The 22307-nt window shown below is 59.9% G+C and carries 18 protein-coding genes and 5 tRNA genes; 3 read left to right on the plus strand and 20 right to left on the minus strand.

Annotation, left to right across the window (positions count from 1 at the left end):
• Positions 1 to 11 precede the first annotated feature (11 nt).
• From tuf (JW897_RS08785) to rsmD, 20 genes are all read right to left on the minus strand, one after another.
• Positions 12 to 1202 (minus strand): elongation factor Tu, encoded by a 1191-nt coding sequence (gene tuf / locus JW897_RS08785; RefSeq protein WP_205465835.1) that lies wholly within the window; start codon positions 1200 to 1202, stop codon positions 12 to 14.
• A 76-nt stretch (positions 1203 to 1278) separates the two neighbouring features.
• Positions 1279 to 3375 carry an elongation factor G gene (fusA, locus tag JW897_RS08790; protein WP_048416065.1) on the minus strand — a complete coding sequence of 699 codons (2097 nt, stop codon included), beginning with the start codon at positions 3373 to 3375 and terminating at the stop codon, positions 1279 to 1281.
• A 27-nt stretch (positions 3376 to 3402) separates the two neighbouring features.
• Complete coding sequence (gene rpsG / locus JW897_RS08795; protein WP_021479140.1) at positions 3403 to 3873, minus strand: 30S ribosomal protein S7; 471 nt, start codon at positions 3871 to 3873, stop codon at positions 3403 to 3405.
• Between the two features lie 109 nt (positions 3874 to 3982).
• Entirely contained in the window at positions 3983 to 4354 is a 372-nt protein-coding gene (gene rpsL, locus JW897_RS08800; protein ID WP_019103491.1) for a 30S ribosomal protein S12, read from the minus strand.
• A gap of 206 nt (positions 4355 to 4560) precedes the next feature.
• Positions 4561 to 8757 (minus strand): DNA-directed RNA polymerase subunit beta', encoded by a 4197-nt coding sequence (gene rpoC / locus JW897_RS08805; RefSeq protein ID WP_048416066.1) that lies wholly within the window; start codon positions 8755 to 8757, stop codon positions 4561 to 4563.
• A gap of 54 nt (positions 8758 to 8811) precedes the next feature.
• The gene (rpoB, locus tag JW897_RS08810) at positions 8812 to 12987 is read right to left on the minus strand and encodes a DNA-directed RNA polymerase subunit beta (protein ID WP_048416067.1); all 4176 of its coding nucleotides are present in this window, start codon (positions 12985 to 12987) and stop codon (positions 8812 to 8814) included.
• A gap of 158 nt (positions 12988 to 13145) precedes the next feature.
• Positions 13146 to 13517, minus strand: coding sequence for a 50S ribosomal protein L7/L12 (gene rplL, locus JW897_RS08815; RefSeq protein ID WP_019102910.1), 372 nt, complete (start codon positions 13515 to 13517; stop codon positions 13146 to 13148).
• Positions 13518 to 13553: 36 nt separating this feature from the next.
• Positions 13554 to 14051: a 50S ribosomal protein L10 gene (gene rplJ / locus JW897_RS08820; RefSeq protein WP_048416068.1), complete on the minus strand. Its 498-nt coding sequence runs from the start codon at positions 14049 to 14051 to the stop codon at positions 13554 to 13556.
• An 86-nt stretch (positions 14052 to 14137) separates the two neighbouring features.
• A tRNA-Thr gene (locus JW897_RS08825) sits at positions 14138 to 14212 on the minus strand.
• Between the two features lie 179 nt (positions 14213 to 14391).
• The gene (gene rplA / locus JW897_RS08830; RefSeq protein WP_048416069.1) at positions 14392 to 15087 is read right to left on the minus strand and encodes a 50S ribosomal protein L1; all 696 of its coding nucleotides are present in this window, start codon (positions 15085 to 15087) and stop codon (positions 14392 to 14394) included.
• Positions 15088 to 15519, minus strand: coding sequence for a 50S ribosomal protein L11 (gene rplK / locus JW897_RS08835; RefSeq protein ID WP_048416070.1), 432 nt, complete (start codon positions 15517 to 15519; stop codon positions 15088 to 15090).
• Between the two features lie 99 nt (positions 15520 to 15618).
• Positions 15619 to 16152 carry a transcription termination/antitermination protein NusG gene (gene nusG, locus JW897_RS08840; protein ID WP_048411720.1) on the minus strand — a complete coding sequence of 178 codons (534 nt, stop codon included), beginning with the start codon at positions 16150 to 16152 and terminating at the stop codon, positions 15619 to 15621.
• A complete protein-coding gene (gene secE / locus JW897_RS08845) occupies positions 16152 to 16508 on the minus strand; it encodes a preprotein translocase subunit SecE (protein ID WP_205465836.1) in 357 nt (118 codons plus the stop codon). The genes nusG and secE overlap by 1 nt, the downstream gene beginning before the upstream one ends.
• Positions 16509 to 16576: 68 nt before the next feature.
• Positions 16577 to 16652: transfer RNA gene (locus tag JW897_RS08850), tRNA-Trp, on the minus strand.
• A 10-nt stretch (positions 16653 to 16662) separates the two neighbouring features.
• Entirely contained in the window at positions 16663 to 17853 is a 1191-nt protein-coding gene (gene tuf / locus JW897_RS08855; RefSeq protein ID WP_205465837.1) for an elongation factor Tu, read from the minus strand.
• A 40-nt stretch (positions 17854 to 17893) separates the two neighbouring features.
• Positions 17894 to 17968: transfer RNA gene (locus tag JW897_RS08860), tRNA-Thr, on the minus strand.
• Positions 17969 to 17990: 22 nt separating this feature from the next.
• A tRNA-Gly gene (locus JW897_RS08865) sits at positions 17991 to 18064 on the minus strand.
• A gap of 53 nt (positions 18065 to 18117) precedes the next feature.
• Positions 18118 to 18202: transfer RNA gene (locus JW897_RS08870), tRNA-Tyr, on the minus strand.
• A gap of 138 nt (positions 18203 to 18340) precedes the next feature.
• The gene (locus JW897_RS08875) at positions 18341 to 18592 is read right to left on the minus strand and encodes a YfhL family 4Fe-4S dicluster ferredoxin (RefSeq protein ID WP_019100314.1); all 252 of its coding nucleotides are present in this window, start codon (positions 18590 to 18592) and stop codon (positions 18341 to 18343) included.
• Between the two features lie 104 nt (positions 18593 to 18696).
• A complete protein-coding gene (gene rsmD, locus JW897_RS08880; protein ID WP_205465838.1) occupies positions 18697 to 19254 on the minus strand; it encodes a 16S rRNA (guanine(966)-N(2))-methyltransferase RsmD in 558 nt (185 codons plus the stop codon).
• Positions 19255 to 19490: 236 nt separating this feature from the next.
• Between rsmD and ftsY the strand changes: the two genes are divergently transcribed.
• The 3 genes from ftsY to ftsX are packed head-to-tail and all read left to right on the plus strand — an operon-like array spanning position 19491 to position 22249.
• Positions 19491 to 20630: a signal recognition particle-docking protein FtsY gene (ftsY, locus tag JW897_RS08885; RefSeq protein ID WP_205465839.1), complete on the plus strand. Its 1140-nt coding sequence runs from the start codon at positions 19491 to 19493 to the stop codon at positions 20628 to 20630.
• A gap of 60 nt (positions 20631 to 20690) precedes the next feature.
• Positions 20691 to 21344, plus strand: coding sequence for a cell division ATP-binding protein FtsE (ftsE, locus tag JW897_RS08890; protein ID WP_043592279.1), 654 nt, complete (start codon positions 20691 to 20693; stop codon positions 21342 to 21344).
• Positions 21341 to 22249, plus strand: coding sequence for a permease-like cell division protein FtsX (gene ftsX / locus JW897_RS08895; protein WP_205465840.1), 909 nt, complete (start codon positions 21341 to 21343; stop codon positions 22247 to 22249). The genes ftsE and ftsX overlap by 4 nt, the downstream gene beginning before the upstream one ends.
• Positions 22250 to 22307 lie beyond the last annotated feature (58 nt).

Here is a 22307-nt window from a genome sequence, read left to right on the forward strand (position 1 = left end):
TTCTCCGATCCTTAAGCGATGATCTTGGCAACAACGCCGGCGCCGACGGTACGACCGCCTTCGCGGATGGCGAAACGCAGACCATCTTCCATGGCGATCGGAGCGATCAGCTCAACAGTGATCTCCACGTTGTCGCCCGGCATTACCATTTCCACGCCTTCCGCCAGAGTAACGGCGCCCGTTACGTCGGTGGTGCGGAAGTAGAACTGCGGACGGTAGTTAGCGAAGAACGGGGTGTGACGGCCACCTTCGTCTTTGCTCAGTACGTATACCGAAGCCTGGAACTTGGTGTGCGGGGTGATGGTACCCGGCTTGGCCAGAACCTGACCACGCTCAACGTCTTCACGCTTGGTGCCGCGCAGCAGCACGCCCACGTTGTCGCCGGCTTGACCTTGGTCCAGCAGCTTGCGGAACATTTCCACGCCGGTGCAAGTGGTCTTCGCGGTAGCCTTCAGGCCCACGATTTCCAGTTCTTCGCCGACTTTAACAATGCCGCGCTCAACGCGACCGGTCACCACGGTGCCGCGGCCGGAGATCGAGAACACGTCTTCGATCGGCAGCAGGAACGGCTTGTCGATGGCGCGTTCCGGAGTCGGGATGTAGGAATCCAGAGCAGCAGCCAGCTTGAAGATGGCCGGTTCGCCGTATTCGGACTGGTCGCCTTCCAGCGCCAGACGAGCGGAGCCGATCACCACCGGGGTGTCGTCGCCCGGGAAGTCGTAGGAAGACAGCAGATCGCGCACTTCCATTTCAACCAGTTCCAGCAGCTCAGCGTCGTCCACCAGGTCGGCCTTGTTCAGGAACACGATGATGTACGGAACGCCAACCTGACGGGACAGCAGGATGTGTTCGCGGGTTTGCGGCATCGGACCGTCAGCGGCCGAGCACACCAGGATAGCGCCGTCCATCTGGGCGGCACCGGTAATCATGTTCTTAACGTAGTCGGCGTGACCCGGGCAGTCTACGTGAGCGTAGTGGCGGGACTCGGTTTCGTATTCTACGTGGGCGGTATTGATGGTAATACCACGAGCCTTCTCTTCCGGCGCGCTGTCGATCTGGGAGTAGTCTTTGGCTTCGCCGCCGAACTTCTTGGACAGAATGGTGGTGATAGCAGCGGTCAGAGTGGTTTTACCATGGTCCACGTGACCGATGGTGCCTACGTTTACGTGCGGTTTGGTCCGCTCAAACTTTTCTTTTGCCATTTTGCAAAAATCCTTAATTAAAGAACATTAGATCGGGACTGACCGGACCTCACGGCCCGGCCAGCCTCAGCGCGCATTACTTGCGAGCGGCCATTACGGCGTCGGCAACATGCTTCGGAGCTTCGGAGTAGTGCTTGAACTCCATGGAGTAGGTCGCACGACCCTGGGTAGCGGAACGCAGGTCGGTGGAGTAACCGAACATCTCGGCCAGCGGTACTTCGGCCTTGATCTTCTTGCCACCCAAACCATCGTCGTCCATACCCTGAACGATGCCGCGACGACGGTTCAAGTCGCCCATCACATCGCCCATGTACTCTTCCGGAGTTTCCACTTCCACCGCCATCATCGGCTCGAGGATGCACGGACCGGCGCGGCGCATGGCTTCTTTGAATGCCAGGGAGCCAGCCAGTTCGAACGCGATCTGCGAGGAGTCGACGTCGTGGTAGGAACCGAAGGTCAGACGCACGGTAACGTCAACCACCGGGAAGCCGGCGAGAATACCGCTGGACAGGGTGTTTTGAATACCCTTGTCCACGGACGGGATGAATTCACGCGGAATCACGCCACCCTTGATCTCGTCGACAAACTTGTAGCCATTGCCCTCGCCGGACGGCTCCAGGGTAATGACTGCGTGGCCGTACTGACCCTTACCACCGGACTGCTTGACGTGCTTGCCGTCAACGTCGGTAACGGTTTTGGTAATGGTTTCGCGGTAAGCCACTTGCGGAGCGCCAACGTTGGCTTCAACGCCAAATTCGCGCTTCATGCGGTCAACCAGAATTTCCAGGTGCAGTTCGCCCATACCGGAAATAATGGTCTGGCCGGATTCTTCGTCGGTACGCACGCGGAACGACGGGTCTTCCTTGGCCAGGCGGTTCAGGGCAACGCCCATCTTCTCCTGGTCGGCCTTGGTCTTCGGCTCAACGGCAACGTGAATCACCGGCTCCGGGAACTCCATGCGCTCCAGGATGATTTCGGCGTTCAGATCGCACAGGGTTTCGCCGGTGGTCACTTCTTTCAGGCCGATGGCGGCGGCGATGTCGCCTGCGCGCACTTCTTCCAGCTCGATACGGTCGTTCGCCATCATCTGCACGATACGGCCGATACGCTCTTTCTTGCCCTTGATGGAGTTCAGCACGGTATCACCGGACTTCACCACACCGGAGTAGACGCGGAAGAAGGTCAGCTGACCAACGTACGGGTCGTTCATCAGCTTGAACGCCAGAGCCGAGAACGGCTCGTCGTCGGAAGCGTGACGCTCGGCCGGCTTGCCGTCGGTTTCACCCGCGATAGCCGGAATGTCGATCGGCGCCGGCAGCAGTTCAACCACGGCGTCCAGCATGCGCTGAACACCCTTGTTCTTGAACGCGGAGCCGCACAGCATCGGCTGAATTTCGCAACGCAGGGTACGCTCGCGCAGACCGGCGATGATTTCTTCCTCGGTCAGCGTTTCGCCGCCCAAGTACTTGTCCATCATCTCGTCGCTGACTTCGGCGGCGGCTTCAACCATCTTCTCGCGCCATTCTTCAGCCACGGAAACCAGGTCGGCCGGGATCTCGCCGTATTCGAATTTCATACCCTGGGAAGCTTCATCCCAGATGATGGCCTTCATCTTCAGCAGGTCAACCACGCCGGTGAAGCCGTCTTCCGCGCCGATAGGCACGACGATGGGCACCGGGTTGCCGCGCAGGCGAGTCTTCACCTGTTCAACCGCACGGAAGAAGTTGGCGCCTTGACGGTCCATCTTGTTCACGAAAGCGATACGCGGAACTTTGTACTTGTTAGCCTGACGCCATACGGTTTCAGACTGGGGCTGAACGCCGCCCACCGCGCAGTACACCATCACCGCGCCGTCCAGAACGCGCATGGAACGCTCTACCTCAATGGTAAAGTCCACGTGTCCCGGGGTGTCGATGATGTTGAAGCGGTGCTCGGGGAACTGCATCCCCATACCTTTCCAGAAGGTGGTCACAGCAGCGGAGGTGATGGTAATGCCACGCTCCTGCTCCTGCTCCATCCAGTCGGTGGTGGCAGCGCCGTCATGAACCTCGCCCAGCTTGTGGTTCACGCCGGTGTAAAACAGAATACGCTCGGTAGTGGTCGTCTTACCGGCGTCAATGTGAGCAGAGATACCGATGTTACGGTAACGCTCAATGGGGGTTTTCCTTGCCACGATCTACACCTTAAATAGTGGGTCTGCTTAGAAGCGGAAGTGCGAGAAGGCCTTGTTGGCTTCTGCCATGCGGTGCACTTCGTCACGCTTCTTCATCGCGCCGCCACGGCCTTCGGCCGCGTCGAGCAACTCACCAGCCAGGCGCAGGTCCATGGACTTTTCGCCGCGCTTGCGCGCAGCGTCGCGCAGCCAACGCATGGCCAGAGCCATACGACGCGACGGACGTACTTCAACAGGAACTTGATAGTTGGCACCGCCTACGCGGCGGCTTTTTACTTCAACTACCGGCTTGGCGTTGGACAGTGCTGCGTTGAACACTTCCAGGGCGTTTTTGCCGGATTTCTTTTCGATCTGCTCCAGAGCACCGTAAATGATGCGCTCTGCAACGGATTTCTTGCCATCGATCATGACTACGTTCATGAACTTGGACAGGTCCTGGGAACCGAACTTCGGATCCGGCAGGATTTCGCGCTTGGGGACTTCTCTGCGACGTGGCATGTTACTTCCTTAGATTATTCAGTTGAGCTTGGGCTCATGACTACCCAATGGAGCAGTCACTTACTAGACGACCCTGAGTGTTGATCAGGCCGCCTTGAGAGCACCCCAATTACTTGGGACGCTTGGCGCCGTACTTGGAACGAGCCTGTTTACGGTCTTTAACACCTGCGGTGTCGAGGGAGCCGCGAACGGTGTGGTAGCGAACGCCCGGCAAGTCTTTTACACGACCGCCGCGGAGCAGCACTACGGAGTGTTCCTGCAGGTTGTGGCCTTCACCACCGATGTAGGAAATCACTTCGAAACCGTTGGTCAGACGAACCTTGCACACTTTACGCAGAGCCGAGTTCGGCTTCTTCGGAGTGGTGGTGTAGACACGGGTGCACACGCCACGCTTCTGCGGGCAGGCTTCCAGCGCAGGCACCTTGCTCTTCGCCTTGATGGCGACGCGGCCTTTGCGAACGAGTTGGTTAATGGTTGGCATTACTATCAGTTCCTAGTTGAAGCTCTCCAACGGCAACACGCCGCCAGAAAGGACGGAGGATTATATTTTAGTCAACGTCCTACCGTCAATGAAAACAACGCCGCCCCATCACCTTAACCGTTGATAGGGCAGCGTTTTTTCAACACTTTGCGTCAGGACCGGCGGAGGCGGGCAATTCCGCCCCTTCCGGCCAGGACGACTAAGCGTTATTCGTTGCTGTCGAGCGCGTCGGCCGGAGCGATGTCGAAGAACTGGGCTTCGGCCGCTTCCAGCGTGTGCTGGGTCGAACCGCGACGGGTGCGGTGGTAAGCCAGGCCGGTACCCGCCGGGATCAGACGGCCAACGATCACGTTTTCCTTCAGACCACGCAGATCGTCCTTCTTGCCCATGATCGCCGCTTCGGTCAGCACGCGGGTGGTTTCCTGGAAGGAAGCCGCGGAGATGAACGAGTCGGTGGACAAGGAGGCCTTGGTGATACCCAGCAGCACGTTTTCGTACTGCGCGGGCTCGCGGCCTTCCGCCAGCATCTTGTCGTTCATTTCCAGCGCGTCGGCGCGCTCCACCTGCTCACCCTGGATGAACTCGGTGTCGCCGCTGTCGGAGATGATCACGCGACGCAGCATCTGGCGAATGATCACCTCGATGTGCTTGTCGTTGATCTTCACGCCCTGCAGACGATACACCTCCTGCACCTCTTGGACGATGTAGCGGGCCAGCGCCTCGATACCCTGCAGACGCAGGATGTCGTGCGGGTCCACCGGGCCGTCCACGATGGATTCGCCGCGGTTCACCACCTGACCATCGTGCACCAGCACGTGCTTGTCTTTCGGGATCAGGTTTTCGTAACCGTTGCCTTCCAGATCGGTGATGATCAGGCGCTGCTTGCCCTTGGTGTCCTTGCCGAAGGAGATCGTACCGGTCACTTCCGCCAGCATGCCGGCGTCTTTCGGCGAACGCGCTTCGAACAGCTCGGCCACACGCGGCAGACCACCGGTAATATCGCGGGTCTTGGACGATTCCTGCGGGATGCGGGCCAGCACTTCGCCCTTGCCCACTTCCTGACCGTCGCGCACCGTGATAATGGCGCCCACCTGGAAGGTGATCGATACCGAGGCTTCGGAACCGGCCAGCTTCACTTCGTTGCCGTTGTCGTCCAGCAGCTTCACCAGAGGACGCAGCATCTTGGACTGCGAACCGGCGCGGCGCTTCGGATCGATAACCACCAGCGTCGACAGACCGGTCACTTCGTCAGTCTGCTTGGCAACGGTGTTGCCCTCTTCCACGTTTTCGAACTTCACGCGGCCAGCGTACTCGGTGATGATCGGGCGGGTGTGCGGGTCCCAAGTGGCCAACACGGCGCCGGCCTTGATCTGCAGACCGTCGGTCACCATCAGGGTCGCGCCGTACGGCACTTTGTGACGCTCGCGCTCGCGGCCCATATCGTCGTGGATCACCACTTCGCCGGAGCGGGTGATGACGATGAGTTCGCCCTTGGTGTTCGCCACATAGCGCATCTGACTGGAGAAGCGCACGGTGCCGTTGGACTTGCCTTCCACCTGGCTCGCCGCCGCGTTTCGCGACGCCGCACCACCGATGTGGAAGGTACGCATGGTCAGCTGGGTGCCCGGTTCACCGATGGACTGGGCGGCGATCACGCCAATGGCTTCGCCGGCGTTGACGCGCTTGCCGCGCGCCAGGTCGCGACCGTAGCACTTGGCGCACAGACCGTAGCGGGTGTCGCAAGTGATGGCGGTGCGAACTTTCACCTCGTCGATGCCGAGGCTGTCCACCACGTCCACCAGTTGCTCGTCCAGCAGCGTGCCGGCTTCGATCACGGTCTCGCCTGTGGACGGATCCACCAGGTCGATCGCGGCCACGCGGCCCAGAATGCGGTCGCGCAGCGGTTCGATCACGTCGCCGCCCTGCAACACGGCCTTCATGGTGAAGCCGTTGCTGGTGCCGCAATCGTCCTCGATCACCACCAGATCCTGGGTCACGTCGACCAGACGACGGGTCAGGTAACCGGAGTTCGCGGTCTTCAAGGCGGTATCCGCCAGACCCTTACGCGCACCGTGAGTGGAAATAAAGTACTGCAGTACGGTCAGGCCTTCGCGGAAGTTCGCGGTAATCGGCGTCTCGATAATCGAGCCGTCCGGCTTGGCCATCAGACCCCGCATGCCGGCCAGCTGCTTGATCTGGGCGGCGGAACCCCGCGCGCCCGAGTCGGCCATCATGTAAATGGAGTTGAAGGATTCCTGATCGACTTCCTTGCCTTCGCGGTCCAGCACCTTCTGCTTGGACAGCTCGTCCATCATCGCCTTGGCGATCTTGTCGCCGGTGCGGCCCCAGATGTCCACTACCTTGTTGTAGCGTTCGCCCTGGGTCACCAGACCTTGACGGTACTGCTCTTCGATCTCTTTGACTTCCTTCTGCGCGTCGGCAAGCAGGTCGACCTTCTTGGCCGGGATCTGCATATCGTCCACGCAAATGGAGATGCCGCCGCGAGTAGAGTAGGCGAAACCGGTGTACATCAACTGGTCGGCGAAGATCACGGTATCGCGGATGCCGCAACGGCGGAACGATACGTTGATCAGCTTGGAGATTTCCTTCTTCTTCAGCGCCTTGTTGATGTGCTCGAACGGCAGGCCTTTCGGCAGGATGTCGGACAGGATGGCGCGGCCCACGGTGGTGTCGTAACGCTTGATCACCGGCTGGAACTCGCCCTGCTCGTCCTTTTCCCATTCGCGCAAACGCACGGTAATGCGCGTCGCCAGTTCGACCTGACGGGTTTCGTAGGCGCGATGCACTTCCTTGGTGTCCGCGAACACCATGCCTTCGCCCTTGCCATTCACCTTGTCGCGGGTCATGTAGTACAGACCCAACACGATATCCTGCGACGGCACGATGATAGGATCGCCGTTGGCCGGGGACAGCACGTTGTTGGTGGCCAGCATCAGGGTGCGGGCTTCCATCTGCGCTTCCAGCGACAGCGGCACGTGAACGGCCATCTGGTCACCGTCGAAGTCGGCGTTGAACGCCGCGCAGACCAGCGGGTGCAACTGGATGGCCTTGCCTTCGATCAGCACCGGCTCAAACGCCTGAATGCCCAGACGGTGCAGCGTCGGCGCACGGTTCAGCAGTACCGGATGCTCGCGAATCACGTCTTCCAGGATGTCCCAAACTTCCGGCACTTCCTGCTCTACCAGCTTCTTGGCCGCCTTGATGGTGGATGCCAGGCCCATTACTTCCAGCTTGTGGAAGATGAAGGGCTTGAACAGTTCCAGCGCCATCTTCTTCGGCAGGCCGCACTGGTGCAGACGCAGGGTCGGGCCCACGGTAATCACGGAACGACCGGAGTAGTCCACGCGCTTACCCAGCAAGTTCTGACGGAAACGACCGCCCTTGCCCTTGATCATGTCGGCCAGCGATTTCAGCGGACGCTTGTTGGCGCCGGTCATCGCCTTGCCGCGACGGCCGTTGTCCAGCAGCGAGTCAACCGATTCCTGCAGCATGCGCTTCTCGTTGCGCACGATGATGTCCGGCGCGCGCAGTTCCAGCAGACGCTTCAGACGGTTGTTGCGGTTGATCACGCGGCGGTACAGATCGTTCAGATCGGAAGTCGCGAAGCGACCGCCGTCCAGCGGCACCAGCGGACGCAGTTCCGGCGGCAACACCGGCAGCACTTCCAGGATCATCCATTCCGGCTTCATGCCGGAACGCTGGAAGGCCTCCAGCACTTTCAGGCGCTTGGAGATCTTCTTGATCTTGGTGTCGGAGCTGGTGGCCTTGAGTTCGGCGCGCAGGGTCTCGATCTCGCTGTCCAGGTTCAGCTTTTTCAGCAATTCCTTGACCGCCTCGGCGCCCATCATGGCGACGAATTCCTCACCGTACTGGTCTTCCTTGTCCAGGAAGTCCTCTTCGGTCAGCAGTTGACGGTATTGCAGCGGGGTCATGCCCGGATCGGTCACCACGAACGCTTCGAAGTACAGCACGCGCTCGATGTCGCGCAGCGTCATGTCCAGCACCATGCCCAGACGCGACGGCAGCGACTTCAGGAACCAGATGTGCGCGGTCGGGCTGGCCAGCTCGATGTGGCCCATGCGCTCGCGACGCACCTTGGACAAGGTGACTTCCACGCCGCACTTCTCGCAGATCACGCCGCGATGCTTCAGGCGCTTGTACTTGCCGCACAAGCACTCATAGTCCTTCACCGGTCCGAAGATGCGCGCGCAGAACAGGCCGTCGCGTTCCGGTTTGAAGGTACGGTAGTTGATGGTTTCAGGCTTTTTTACTTCACCATAAGACCAGGAACGGATCTTGTCAGGCGAGGCGATGCCGATCTTAATCGCATCAAACTCTTCTTCTTGCGTAACTTGCTTAAAGAGGTCGAGCAGAGCTTTCATTGCGTCTCCAGTCAGGGGACAGGCGCGGCGGCTTGCCGCGCCCATTCAACCCAATCAATAACGTTCCAGGTCCATGTCGAGGCCGAGCGAACGGATTTCCTTCACCAGCACGTTGAAGGATTCCGGCATGCCGGCATCGATCTTGTGCTCGCCCTTGACGATGTTCTCGTACACCTTGGTACGACCGGTCACATCGTCCGACTTCACGGTCAGCATTTCCTGCAGGGTGTAGGCGGCGCCGTAAGCTTCCAGCGCCCAAACCTCCATCTCACCGAAACGCTGGCCACCGAACTGGGCCTTACCGCCCAGCGGCTGCTGGGTCACCAGCGAGTACGGGCCGGTGGAACGCGCGTGCATCTTGTCGTCGACCAGGTGATGCAGCTTCAGATAGTGCATCACGCCCACGGTGACCTTGCGGTCGAAGGCTTCGCCGGAGCGGCCATCGTACAGGGTCATCTGGGTCTTGGACTCATTAAAGCCCATTTTCTCGGTCAGCGGGTCTTCGTCCGGGTAGGCCAGATCCAGCATGTGCTTGATCTCGGTCTCCTTGGCGCCGTCGAATACCGGCGTGGCGAACGGCATGCCCTTGCGCAGATTGTCGGCCAGCGCCAGCACTTCGTCGTCGCTCAGCGAGGCGATGTCTTCGGCCTTGCCGGCTTCGTTGTAGATGCGCTCCAGATAGCCGCGCACCGAGGAAGCGGTCTGCTGCTCCTTGACCATGCGGTCGATGCGCTCGCCGATGCCCTTGGCGGCCCAACCCAGATGCACTTCCAGAATCTGACCGATGTTCATACGCGACGGTACGCCCAGCGGGTTCAGCACGATGTCGACCGGACGACCATCGCCCATGTAAGGCATGTCTTCGATCGGCAGAATGCGCGACACCACGCCCTTGTTACCGTGACGGCCGGCCATCTTGTCGCCGGCCTGCAGGCGGCGCTTGACGGCCAGGTAAACCTTGACCATCTTCTGCACGCCCGGCGGCAGTTCATCGCCCTGGGTCAGCTTGCGCTTCTTGTCTTCGAACTTGAGGTCAAATTCTTCGCGCTTCTGCGCCAGGCTTTCCTTGATCAGTTCCAGCTGCTTGGCGATGTCTTCATCGGCCATGCGGATGTCGAACCAGTCGTGCTTGGACGGCAGATCGGCCAGGTATTCCTGATCGATCACAGTGCCTTTCACCAGGCGCTTCGGACCGCCGTTGGCGACCTTGCCCACGATCAGACGCTCGATGCGGCTGAAGGCGTCGTTGTCGAAAATACGCAGCTGGTCGTTCAGGTCCAGGCGATAGCGCTTCAGTTCCGAATCGATGATGGACTGAGCGCGCTTGTCGCGCTCGATGCCTTCGCGGGTGAACACCTGAACGTCGATCACGGTGCCCACGGTGCCGGTCGGCACGCGCAGCGAGGTGTCCTTCACGTCGGAAGCCTTCTCACCGAAGATCGCGCGCAGCAGCTTTTCTTCCGGCGTCAGCTGGGTTTCGCCCTTAGGCGTCACCTTGCCCACCAGCACGTCGCCCGCTTCAACCTCCGCACCGATGTAGACGATGCCGGATTCATCCAGACGGCCGGCCATGCGCTCGGACAGGTTCGGGATGTCGCGGGTGATTTCCTCAGGGCCCAGCTTGGTGTCGCGGGCAACCACGGACAGTTCTTCGATATGGATCGAGGTGTAGCGGTCTTCGGCGACCAGCTTCTCCGAGATCAGGATCGAGTCCTCGTAGTTGTAACCGTTCCACGGCATGAAGGCGATGGTCATGTTCTGACCCAGCGCCAGCTCGCCCAGGTCGGTGGAGGCGCCGTCGGCCACCACGTCGCCGCGGGCGATGTGGTCGCCCACTTTCACCACCGGACGCTGGTTGATGTTGGTGTTCTGGTTGGAGCGGGTGAACTTGGTCAGGTTGTAGATGTCCACGCCCACTTCGCCTGCAACGGCCTCTTCGTCGTTGACGCGAACCACCACGCGGGTCGCGTCGACATAGTCGACCACGCCGCCGCGACGCGCCACCACGGTGGTGCCGGAGTCAACCGCCACCGAACGCTCGATGCCGGTGCCCACCAGGGCTTTTTCCGGACGCAGGCAAGGCACGGCCTGACGCTGCATGTTGGCGCCCATCAATGCGCGGTTGGCGTCATCGTGTTCCAGGAATGGAATCAGCGAGGCGGCAACGGACACCACCTGGCCGGTGGCCACGTCCATGTACTGCACGCGGTCCGGAGTCGCCAGAATGGTTTCGCCCTTCTCGCGGCAGGTCACCAGCTCGTCGATCAGCGCGCCTTCTTCGCTCAGCTCGGCGTTGGCCTGAGCAATCACGTAGCGGCCTTCTTCGATCGCGGACAGGTAGTCGATCTCGTTGGTCACCTTGCCGTCCACGACTTTGCGGTACGGGGTTTCCAGGAAGCCGAACTCGTTGGTGCGCGCATAGACGGACAGCGAGTTGATCAGACCGATGTTCGGGCCTTCCGGCGTTTCGATCGGGCACACGCGGCCATAGTGGGTCGGGTGTACGTCGCGCACTTCGAAGCCGGCGCGTTCGCGGGTCAGACCGCCCGGACCAAGAGCCGATACGCGGCGCTTGTGGGTGATTTCCGACAGCGGGTTGGTCTGGTCCATGAACTGGGACAGCTGCGAGGAGCCGAAGAACTCCTTGATCGCGGCGGACACCGGTTTGGCGTTGATCAGATCGTGCGGCATCAGATTGTCGGACTCCGCCTGATTCAGGCGTTCCTTGACCGCGCGCTCCACGCGCACCAGGCCGGCGCGGAACTGGTTTTCGGCCAGTTCGCCCACCGAACGCACGCGACGGTTGCCCAGGTGATCGATGTCGTCCACTTCGCCGCGGCCATTGCGCAGCTCGGTCAGGATGGCGATCACGGAAACGATGTCTTCAGTCGACAGCGTGCCTTCCATCACATCGCGACGCTCGGCGAATTTCTCGCCGATCAGCACCTTGAACCACTCAGGGGTCTTGTCGTCGAACTTGTACTGATAAGTGCGCGAGCTGAACTTCATGCGGCCCACGCGCGACAGATCGTAGGTTTCTTCGCTGAAGAACAGACGCTGGAACAGCGCTTCCACCGCGTCTTCCGTCGGCGGTTCGCCCGGACGCATCATGCGGTAGATGGCCACGCGGGCCTGCAGCTGGTCCTGGATGTCGTCGGCGCGCAGGGTCTGGGAGATGTAAGAGCCCTGATCCAGGTCGTTGGTGAACAGCACTTCCACCTGCTGGATATCGGCCAGCGCCAGCTTGGCCAGCACTTCCTCGGTCACTTCGTCGTTGGCGCGCGAAATCAGCTCGCCGGTGTCGGCGTTGGCGACGTTGTGCGCCAGCACCTTGCCCAGCAGCGCGTCGGCCGGCACTTCGATGCGGTCCAGCTCAGCGGTCTGGATGTCGCGGATGTGCTTGGCGGTGATGCGCTTGTCCTTGGCCACGATCAGCTTGCCGTCGGCGGCAACGATGTCGAACTTGGCCACTTCGCCCTTCAGACGATCCGGAACCACGCGCATGAACACGCCGCTCTTGGTCAGGTAGAAGGTGTCGAAGCTGTAGAACTCGGACAGGATTTCTTCGTTGGTGTAACCCAGCGCCTTCAGCAGGATGGTCACCGGCATCTTGCGGCGACGGTCGATACGGAAGTACAGCAGGTCTTTCGGGTCAAACTCGAAGTCCAGCCAGGAACCGCGGTAAGGAATCACGCGGGCGGAGAACAACAGTTTGCCGGAGGAATGAGTCTTGCCGCGGTCGTGCTCGAAGAACACGCCCGGGGAACGATGCAACTGAGAAACGATGACGCGCTCGGTGCCGTTGATGATGAACGAGCCATTGGTCGTCATCAGCGGGATTTCGCCCATGTACACTTCGTTCTCGCGCACTTCCTTCACCACCGGCTTGGAAGACTCCTTGTCGAAGATGGTCAGGCGGATGCGCGCGCGCAGCGGAGCGGCGTAGGTGATGCCGCGCAGCTGACACTCCTGCACATCGAACGGCGGCTCGCCCAAGATGTAATGAGCGAAGTCCAGACGCGCGTAGCCGTTGTGGCTAATGATCGGGTAGATCGATTTGAACGCAGCCTGAAGGCCCACATCCCTACGCTGGTCAAGCGGCACACCCAACTGGAGAAATTCGGTGTAGGAATCAATCTGGGTCGCCAACAGGAATGGGACATCGAGAACACTGGCACGCTTCGCAAAACTTTTACGAATACGCTTCTTCTCAGTAAACGAATAACTCATAGAGTCTCCATCGAGGTGGGGTGGCGCAAGCAAGAAACCAAAAGTCAGCAGCCACGCTCAATAATTGCTGGCTTTTACCTTCTTCGTTTCGGCCAACTACAAGCGCAATAAGGCTGGCGGATTTCTCCGCCAGCCTCACCCTCTTTTTTCAAAGAAGATTATTTGATTTCAGCCTTAGCACCGGCTTCGGTCAGCTGTTTCAGGATGTCGTCGGCTTCAGCCTTCGCCACGCCTTCTTTCAGGGCTTTCGGAGCGCCGTCAACCAGGTCTTTGGCTTCTTTCAGGCCCAGACCGGTGATTGCGCGCACAACCTTGATCACGCCAACCTTGTTGTCGCCAGCGCCAGTCAGGATAACGTCAAACTCGGTTTTTTCTTCAGCGGCAGCAGCGCCGGCGCCAGCCGGGCCAGCAACAGCAACAGCAGCGGCGGAAACGCCGAACTTCTCTTCGAACGCCTTAACCAGGTCGTTCAGTTCCATCACGGTCAGACCAGCAACGGCCTCGAGGATGTCTTCTTTGGTGATTGCCATGTGAAAATCTCCTGAATTCTATAAGAATCAAATAAGTTAAGCGGCTTCGGCTTGCTTCTTGTCGGACAGGGCGGCCAGCGCGCGGGCGAAGCCAGCGACCGGAGCCTGCATAACGTAGAGAAGCTTGGACAGCAGTTCTTCGCGGCTCGGGATGGACGCGAGCTCAGCAACCTGAGCGGCGTTCAGCACCTGGCCATCGTAGGAACCTGCCTTGACGATGATTTTGTCGTCAGCCTTGGCATATTGATGCAGCACCTTGGCAGCAGCTACCGGGTCGGTGGAAACAGCGTAAACCAGCGGGCCGACCATTTGGTCAGCCAGACCGGCAAACGGAGTGCCTTCCACAGCACGGCGAACCAGCGTGTTCTTCAGAACGCGCAGGTATACGCCATTCTCACGCGCCTGAGCGCGGAGTTTGGTCATGCTGCTTACCTCGATGCCCCGATATTCAGCGATAACGAGGGTCTGAGCGCCTGCCAGCGTGGCAGATACTTCAGCTACGACCGCCTTTTTATCTTCGATATTGAGACTCAAGGTCTACCTCCTAGACTGAAATGAAGCGAAAGGATTTTCGCTTCGCTTTGCAGCGGCGACCTACATCAGGAGACATCATAAAGAACTGGTGCTCATGGGCGGAATTGAACCGCCGACCTCTCCCTTACCAAGGGAGTGCTCTACCCCTGAGCTACATGAGCTTGAACTTTGTTCAGAAGCCTGTTTCGGGTACACCATCTGCGTAGGGTGCGGACTTCCTTACCGGCAAATCTGCGATTAAGCCTTGCGGCGCCTACGGTCTTTGACAACCTGGCAAGCGAACTTGCCAGCCCAAAGCCTTGGCGAGGCGGCGAACCGCCCCGCCAAACTCAAACAGCGATTAAGCGCTGATCGAGTTGGTATCTACACGAGCGCCGACACCCATGGTGCTGGATACGGCGATCTTTTTCAGATACACGCCCTTGGAAGCTGCCGGCTTGGCTTTCACCAGGGCATCAACCAGAGCGGAGAAGTTTTCACGCAGGGCTTCGGCTTCGAAAGAAGCGCGGCCGATGGTGGCGTGAACGATACCGGCCTTGTCGGTACGGTACTGAACCTGACCGGCCTTGGCGTTTTTCACGGCCTCGGCTACGTTCGGGGTCACGGTACCCACCTTCGGGTTCGGCATCAGGCCACGCGGACCCAGGATCTGACCCAGCTGACCCACAACGCGCATCGCGTCCGGGGAGGCGATCACGATGTCGAAGTCCAGGTTGCCGGCCTTAACCTGCTCGGCCAGGTCGTCGAAACCAACGACTTCGGCGCCAGCGGCTTTAGCGGCTTCAGCGTTCGCGCCTTGAGCGAACACGGCAACGCGTACGGACTTGCCGGTACCGCGCGGCAGAACCACGGAACCACGGACCACTTGGTCGGATTTGCGCGGATCCACGCCCAGATTCACGGCCACGTCGATGGACTCATCGAATTTGGCGGTGGCGGCGGCTTTCACCAGGGAAATAGCTTCGTCGATGGCGTACAGCTTGTTGCGATCAACGCCAGCCTTCAGAGCTTGCAAGCGCTTGGAAACCTTAGCCATTTACACGCCCTCCACTTCCAGACCCATCGAACGGGCGGAGCCGGCGATGGTGCGAACAGCGGCGTCCAGATCGGCAGCGGTCAGGTCCGGCTGCTTGGTCTTGGCGATTTCTTCCAGCTGAGCGCGAGTCACTTTACCCACCTTGTCGGTATTGGCTTTAGCCGAACCGGACTTGATGCCAGCAGCCTTCTTCAGAAGGATGGTGGCCGGGGGGGTCTTCATCACGAAGGTGAAGGACTTGTCCGCGAAGGCGGTAATCACTACGGGAATCGGCAGACCCGGCTCAACGCCTTGGGTCGCGGCGTTGAACGCCTTGCAGAATTCCATGATGTTCAAACCACGCTGACCCAGGGCCGGACCGATCGGCGGCGACGGGTTGGCTTTGCCAGCGGGCACTTGCAGCTTGATATAGCCGACAATTTTCTTTGCCACGATTAAACTCCTAGTTTGGGTATAGCGCGAGCGTCAACTCGCTTCCCGACGAAAGCGCAACAGTATACACGCTTAAAAAAAGCTTGCCAAGAGGCAGACTTACAACTTCTCAACCTGACTGAATTCGAGCTCAACCGGGGTGTCGCGACCGAAAATCTGCACCGACACGCGCAGCTTGTTGCGCTCGTAGTTCACTTCGTCGACGGAACCATTGAAATCGTTGAACGGGCCGTCGATGACGCGCACCTTCTCACCCACTTCGAACAGAACCTTCGGCTTCGGCTTTTCCACGCCCTCTTGCATCTGCTGCATGATGGCCTCGACTTCCTTCTTGGAAATCGGCGCCGGGCGGTTGGCGGTGCCGCCAACGAAGCCGGTCACTTTCGGCGTGCTCTTGACCAGGTGCCAGGTGTCGTCGGTCATTTCCATCTCGACCAACACATAGCCCGGGAAAAACTTGCGCTCGGTAATGGAGCGACGGCCATTCTTGACGTCGACCACCTCTTCTACCGGCACCAGGATTTGACCAAACTGATCGGCGACATGAGAACGCTCGATGCGCTCGCGCAACGCCTTTTGCACGCTTTTTTCAAAACCGGAATAAGCGTGAACCACATACCAGCGCATTGCCATTATTTACCTCGACCGAGAATCACATCATAAAACAGCCAGGACAGACTGGAGTCCACCAACCACATGAACAAGGCCAGCACCAGCACGAAAACAAACACCATGCCGGTCATCTGCATCGCCTCTTTGCGAGTCGGCCACACCACCTTGCGCGCCTCGACCAGAGACTCGTTGGCGTAAGTGACGAAACTCTTGCCCGGCTGCGACAACCAAACCGCCCCAGCCGCCAGAATCACGCCGGCCGCAAACGAAAGCGCGCGCAAAATACCCTGGTCCGCCGGAATCATGTAAAAGCCGACGATACCGGCCGCCACCAGCAAACCGGCCAGCGCCAGTTTGATTTTATCTTGCATTTCCATGTCGATATCTTCTCTTGCGCGTATGCGACAAAAGACCAACCGGCGCACAAGCGCCGGCTGGTCTTAATTGGCAGGCCAGGAGGGTCTCGAACCCCCAACCCTCGGTTTTGGAGACCGATACTCTACCAATTGAGCTACTGGCCTTTAAACCTGATTAAGCGATGATCTTAGCTACCACACCGGCGCCGACGGTACGACCGCCTTCGCGGATGGCGAAACGCAGACCATCTTCCATGGCGATCGGAGCGATCAGCTCAACAGTGATCTCCACGTTGTCGCCCGGCATTACCATTTCCACGCCTTCCGCCAGAGTAACGGCACCCGTTACGTCGGTGGTACGGAAGTAGAACTGCGGACGGTAGTTAGCGAAGAACGGGGTGTGACGGCCACCTTCGTCTTTGCTCAGTACGTACACCGAAGCCTGGAACTTGGTGTGCGGGGTGATGGAACCCGGCTTGGCCAGAACCTGGCCACGCTCAACGTCTTCACGCTTGGTGCCGCGCAGCAGCACGCCCACGTTGTCGCCCGCTTGACCTTGGTCCAGCAGCTTGCGGAACATTTCCACGCCGGTGCAAGTGGTCTTCGCGGTAGCCTTCAGGCCCACGATTTCCAGTTCTTCGCCGACTTTAACAATGCCGCGCTCTACGCGACCGGTTACCACGGTGCCGCGGCCGGAGATCGAGAACACGTCTTCGATCGGCAGCAGGAACGGCTTGTCGATGGCGCGTTCCGGAGTCGGGATGTAGGAATCCAGAGCGGCAGCCAGCTTGAAGATGGCCGGTTCGCCGTATTCGGACTGGTCGCCTTCCAGCGCCAGACGAGCAGAGCCGATCACCACCGGGGTGTCGTCGCCCGGGAAGTCGTAGGAAGACAGCAGATCGCGAACTTCCATTTCAACCAGTTCCAGCAGTTCAGCGTCGTCCACCAGGTCGGCCTTGTTCAGGAACACGATGATGTACGGAACGCCAACCTGACGGGACAGCAGGATGTGTTCGCGAGTTTGCGGCATCGGACCGTCAGCGGCCGAGCACACCAGGATAGCGCCGTCCATCTGGGCAGCACCGGTAATCATGTTCTTAACGTAGTCGGCGTGACCCGGGCAGTCTACGTGAGCGTAGTGACGGGACTCGGTTTCGTATTCTACGTGAGCGGTATTAATGGTAATACCGCGAGCCTTTTCTTCCGGCGCGCTGTCGATCTGGGAGTAGTCTTTGGCTTCGCCACCGAACTTCTTCGACAGAATAGTGGTGATAGCAGCGGTCAGAGTGGTTTTACCATGGTCCACGTGACCGATGGTGCCGACGTTTACGTGCGGTTTAGTCCGCTCGAACTTTTCCTTAGCCATGGCAAAATTTCCTGGATACGAAACAACACAAAGTAAATGGTGGTGCCCATGGGCAGAATTGAACTGCCGACCTCTCCCTTACCAAGGGAGTGCTCTACCCCTGAGCTACATGGGCCCTTCAAAACAGGCTACACGCTTGGAGCGGGTGAAGGGAATCGAACCCTCGTCGTAAGCTTGGAAGGCTTCTGCTCTACCATTGAGCTACACCCGCCTGCAACAACAACCTCGAGCGACTTTCATCGCACACGCCAAGACGCTAAATTCTGGTGGAGGGAGAAGGATTCGAACCTTCGAAGGCAGAGCCGTCAGATTTACAGTCTGATCCCTTTGACCGCTCGGGAATCCCTCCTGAAAGAGACCCGAATATTATAGATAGCCCCGATGGCCGTCAACCGGTTTTTGCATTTTTTTCTAATTATTTTGCCTACCAAAGCAAAGCGCCCCGGCAAGCCCGGGGCGCTTCCAATAAATTCAAAAGCTTAGCGCGTCACGCCTGGCCGGAGATTCGCAAATACTTCTGATGCAAGGCCTCTTGAGTCTCCTCGTGAGACGGATCCAGAGGGATGCAATCGACCGGACAGACCTGCTGGCATTGCGGCTCATCGTAGTGGCCGACGCACTGCGTGCACAGATTGGGATCGATTTGGTAGATTTCCTCGCCTTGGGAAATCGCGTTATTGGGGCACTCCGGCTCACAGACGTCGCAGTTGATGCATTCGTCGGTAATCATCAAAGACATAGTAAATTCCTCAAGTATTCCACAACATGAATTTTGTCACCCGACAGTCGGGCTCGCAAGTTCGCCCCGTTATATATTTATGAGACTGCCTGCAGGCAAACCGCTCAGGCCGGCTCCGCCGCCCGGCGCAGCAGACCGTAGTGCACTTGGCCGGCCTTGGCGCGCTTCAGCACCTCCCAACCCGGCAGCTCCTCGGGCCAACGGCGGCTCTCGATATACGCCAGGCCGTCTTCGCTCATCACCGGAGCCAGCAAGGGCAATACCTGAGCCAGCAGATCGGAGTCAAACGGCGGGTCGACGAAGACGACGTCGAAACGCTCGCGGCAGGCCTTCAGATAGGCCAGGGCCTCGAACTGCGCCACATCGATGGCCGCGGCGGACAACAATTGCCGGTTGGCCTTCAAGGACTCGGCCGCCGCGCGGGACTTCTCCACCATCACCACGCGCCGCGCTTCGCGCGAAGCCGCTTCGAAGCCCAAAGCCCCGCTGCCGGCAAACAGGTCCAGGCAGGACTTGCCGTACAGTTGCTGGCCCAACCAGTTGAACAAGGTTTCCCGCACACGGTCCGGCGTTGGCCGCAAACCCTGAGCGTCGGGAAACGGCAAAAGCCGGCGTCGATACTCGCCACCGATGATTCTGACCGTGTTACGCGACTGACTCATAATTCCAAGCTCAAAAAACAAGGGGCTGAGTGTAACCCGATACGGGCCGTCGCGCCTCATTGTCGCGCAAACCGGCCGCCATCTGTCGCTCCTCACGCCACAAGCAGCCGTCTATTCCTTATATATAGATTTCGGCGATGCCGCGGCGTCTGCCCCGCTACGCAGCAACAATTGGGTAAGCATCGCCATTTGAGGATACAATTTAGCCATTTATCGAATTCCGCCGGCCTTAACGCATGTTTAGCTTCTTCAAAAGAAAAACCCAATCCGAGCCCACGCCGCCGGCAACCGTCCAGACGGAACCCGCGGCCGACGCCCAACCCGCCACGCTGCCCGCAACCGCCCCCCTCGCCGCCCAGCCTGAGACGCCGGCGTCCGCGCCGCAGCAAGCCGCCCCGGAACCGACGCCTGCCGTTACGGCGCCGTCAGCCGTCGCGCCGCTTGACCCCGCCCCCGCTTCGCTGAAGAAAATGAGCTGGGCCGAACGCCTGAAGGCCGGCTTGTCCAAAACCCGCGACAAGCTGGGCAAATCGCTGGCGGGGCTGTTCGGCGGCGGCAAGATCGACGAAGACTTGTACGAGGAGCTGGAAACCGTGCTGCTCACCGCCGACATGGGGGTGGACGCCACGCTGCACTTGCTTGGCGACGTGCGCGAGCGCGTTTCTCTGAAAGGTCTGAAGGACGCCTCGGAGCTGAAAGACGCGCTGAAAGAATCGCTCAGCGACCTGATCTCGCCGCTGGAGAAACCGCTGGACGTCAGCGGCAAGAAGCCTTTCGTCATCATGATGGCCGGCGTCAACGGCGCCGGCAAGACCACCTCGATTGGCAAGCTGGCCAAGTACTACCAGAGCCAGGGCAAGAGCGTGCTGCTGGCCGCCGGCGACACCTTCCGCGCCGCCGCGCGCGAACAGCTGATGGCCTGGGGCGAGCGCAACAACGTCACCGTGATCGCGCAACAAGGCGGCGACTCTGCCGCCGTCTGCTACGACGCGATCCAGGCCGCGGTCGCCCGCGGCATCGACATCGTGCTGGCCGACACCGCCGGCCGCCTGCCCACTCAGCTGCACCTGATGGAAGAAATCAAGAAGGTAAAGCGGGTCATTCAGAAGGCCTTGCCGGACGCGCCGCATGAAATCATCCTGGTTCTGGACGCCAACATCGGCCAGAACGCCATCAACCAGGTCAAGACCTTTGACGACGCCCTCGGCCTGACCGGGCTGATTCTGAGCAAGCTGGACGGCACGGCCAAGGGCGGAGTGATCGCCGCCATCGCCAAGCAACGCCCCGTTCCGCTGCGCTTTGTCGGCGTGGGCGAAAGCATAGACGACCTGCGGCCGTTCCAGGCCAAGGACTACATCGACGCGCTGTTCGACTGAACGCAGCAGCCATTGCAAGCTCTCACTCTTGCCGTCACCAGCTAACGCGGGAACAGAATAATGATCCAGTTCGACCAGGTCACCAAGCGCTACCCAGGTGGCAATGAAGCCCTGAAAAACCTGTCTTTCAACATCGACACCGGCGAAATGGTCTTTCTCGCCGGCCATTCCGGCGCCGGCAAGTCCACCTTGCTCAAGCTGATCGCCGGCATTGAGCGCGCCACCGCCGGCGGCGTCGTGGTCAACGGCCAGAATCTGTCCAAGCTGCGCTCCAGCCAGATTCCCTATGTGCGTCAGCACATCGGCCTGGTGTTCCAGGACCACAAGATCCTGTTCGACCGCAGCGTGTTCGACAATGTGATGCTGCCGCTGGACATCATAGGCTTCGATCGCCGCGACGCCGCCAAACGCGTGCGCGCCGCGCTGGACAAGGTGGGCCTGCTCGGCAAGGAAAAGAGCATGCCGATCCGCCTGTCCGGCGGCGAACAGCAGCGCTTGTGCATCGCCCGAGCCGTGGTGCACCGCCCCAGCATCCTGCTTGCGGACGAACCCTCGGCCAACCTGGACCGCGCCTACGCGCTGGACATCATGGAATTGTTCAAATCCTTCCACCAGGTAGGCGTCACCGTGCTGATCTCCGCTCACGATGAAACCCTGATGGAAGACTACGGCCGCCGAATCATTCGCCTGCGGGAAGGACAATTTGCCGCATGAAACATTATCTCTATCTGAACTGGCAAAGCGCCAAACTGGCGCTGATCAAAATCCTGCGTCAGCCATTCGGCAGCTTGCTGACCTTGCTGATGCTGTCGCTGGCGCTGGCCTTGCCGCTCTCGCTTTATCTAGCCGTCAGCAGCGTGCAGGACTGGGTGGGCCGGCTGAGCGCCACGCCGCAGGTCACCCTGTTCATGGAACAGTCGTCGGAAGAAGCGGACCTGGCCGCGGTCACCTCCACGCTGACCCGCCACCCCAAGGTCAAGAGCTACAGCTTCGTCAGCAAGAGCAAGGCGCTGGCCGACATGGAGAAGCGCAACGGCCTGCCCGGCCTGACCGATGGCCTGGACAGCAACCCGCTGCCGGACGCCTTCGTCGTCACGCCGAAGGCGCTGGAGCCGCGCGAACTGGAGATGCTGCAAAAAGAACTCTCCGGCCTGCCCATGGTGGAACAAGCGCAATTCGACGCGGACTGGGCCAAACGCCTGTACGGCATGGTGGAAATGGGCAAGCACCTGACCTGGTTCTTGGCCATCGCCCTGGGCCTGGCGCTGGTGCTGGTGACCAATAACGCGATCCGCATGCAGATCCTGGCGCGGCAGGACGAAATCGAAGTGTCCAAACTGATAGGCGCGCCGGACAGCTTCATCCGCCGCCCCTTCATGTACCACGCGATGTGGCAGGGCATCTTGGCCGGCCTGGCCGCCTGGGCGCTGACCGGTTGGCTGACCTCGGTCGCCAACCCCGCGATCCGCGAATTCGCCCAGTTGTACGGCGAGCGGGTGGAACTGCGCAATTTGAGCCCGATCGAGCTGGCCGTCGCCGTCGCCGTCTCCGCCCTGCTGGCGATGCTGGGCGCCCGCCTCGCCTCGGACCATCATCTGCGCAAGATAGAACCCAAATGAATCGCGGCCGCTTCCCTATCCATGTAAGCGGCGCAACAACTGTTAATCAGAGCGAACG

This window comes from Chromobacterium alkanivorans, assembly GCF_016937655.1.
GTDB classification, from domain to species: Bacteria; Pseudomonadota; Gammaproteobacteria; order Burkholderiales; family Chromobacteriaceae; genus Chromobacterium; species Chromobacterium alkanivorans.

Bases quoted from the DNA above. Each gene is read 5' to 3' on its own strand.
- tuf (WP_205465835.1), bottom strand. From the start codon at position 1,202: ATGGCAAAAGAAAAGTTTGAGCGGACCAAACCGCACGTAAACGTAGGC.
- rpsG (WP_021479140.1), bottom strand. From the start codon at position 3,873: ATGCCACGTCGCAGAGAAGTCCCCAAGCGCGAAATCCTGCCGGATCCG.
- rpsL (WP_019103491.1), bottom strand. From the start codon at position 4,354: ATGCCAACCATTAACCAACTCGTTCGCAAAGGCCGCGTCGCCATCAAG.
- rpoC (WP_048416066.1), bottom strand. From the start codon at position 8,757: ATGAAAGCTCTGCTCGACCTCTTTAAGCAAGTTACGCAAGAAGAAGAG.
- rpoB (WP_048416067.1), bottom strand. From the start codon at position 12,987: ATGAGTTATTCGTTTACTGAGAAGAAGCGTATTCGTAAAAGTTTTGCG.
- rplL (WP_019102910.1), bottom strand. From the start codon at position 13,517: ATGGCAATCACCAAAGAAGACATCCTCGAGGCCGTTGCTGGTCTGACC.
- rplA (WP_048416069.1), bottom strand. From the start codon at position 15,087: ATGGCTAAGGTTTCCAAGCGCTTGCAAGCTCTGAAGGCTGGCGTTGAT.
- nusG (WP_048411720.1), bottom strand. From the start codon at position 16,152: ATGGCAATGCGCTGGTATGTGGTTCACGCTTATTCCGGTTTTGAAAAA.
- secE (WP_205465836.1), bottom strand. From the start codon at position 16,508: ATGGAAATGCAAGATAAAATCAAACTGGCGCTGGCCGGTTTGCTGGTG.
- tuf (WP_205465837.1), bottom strand. From the start codon at position 17,853: ATGGCTAAGGAAAAGTTCGAGCGGACTAAACCGCACGTAAACGTCGGC.
- JW897_RS08875 (WP_019100314.1), bottom strand. From the start codon at position 18,592: ATGTCTTTGATGATTACCGACGAATGCATCAACTGCGACGTCTGTGAG.
- rsmD (WP_205465838.1), bottom strand. From the start codon at position 19,254: ATGAGTCAGTCGCGTAACACGGTCAGAATCATCGGTGGCGAGTATCGA.
- ftsY (WP_205465839.1), top strand. From the start codon at position 19,491: ATGTTTAGCTTCTTCAAAAGAAAAACCCAATCCGAGCCCACGCCGCCG.
- ftsE (WP_043592279.1), top strand. From the start codon at position 20,691: ATGATCCAGTTCGACCAGGTCACCAAGCGCTACCCAGGTGGCAATGAA.
- ftsX (WP_205465840.1), top strand. From the start codon at position 21,341: ATGAAACATTATCTCTATCTGAACTGGCAAAGCGCCAAACTGGCGCTG.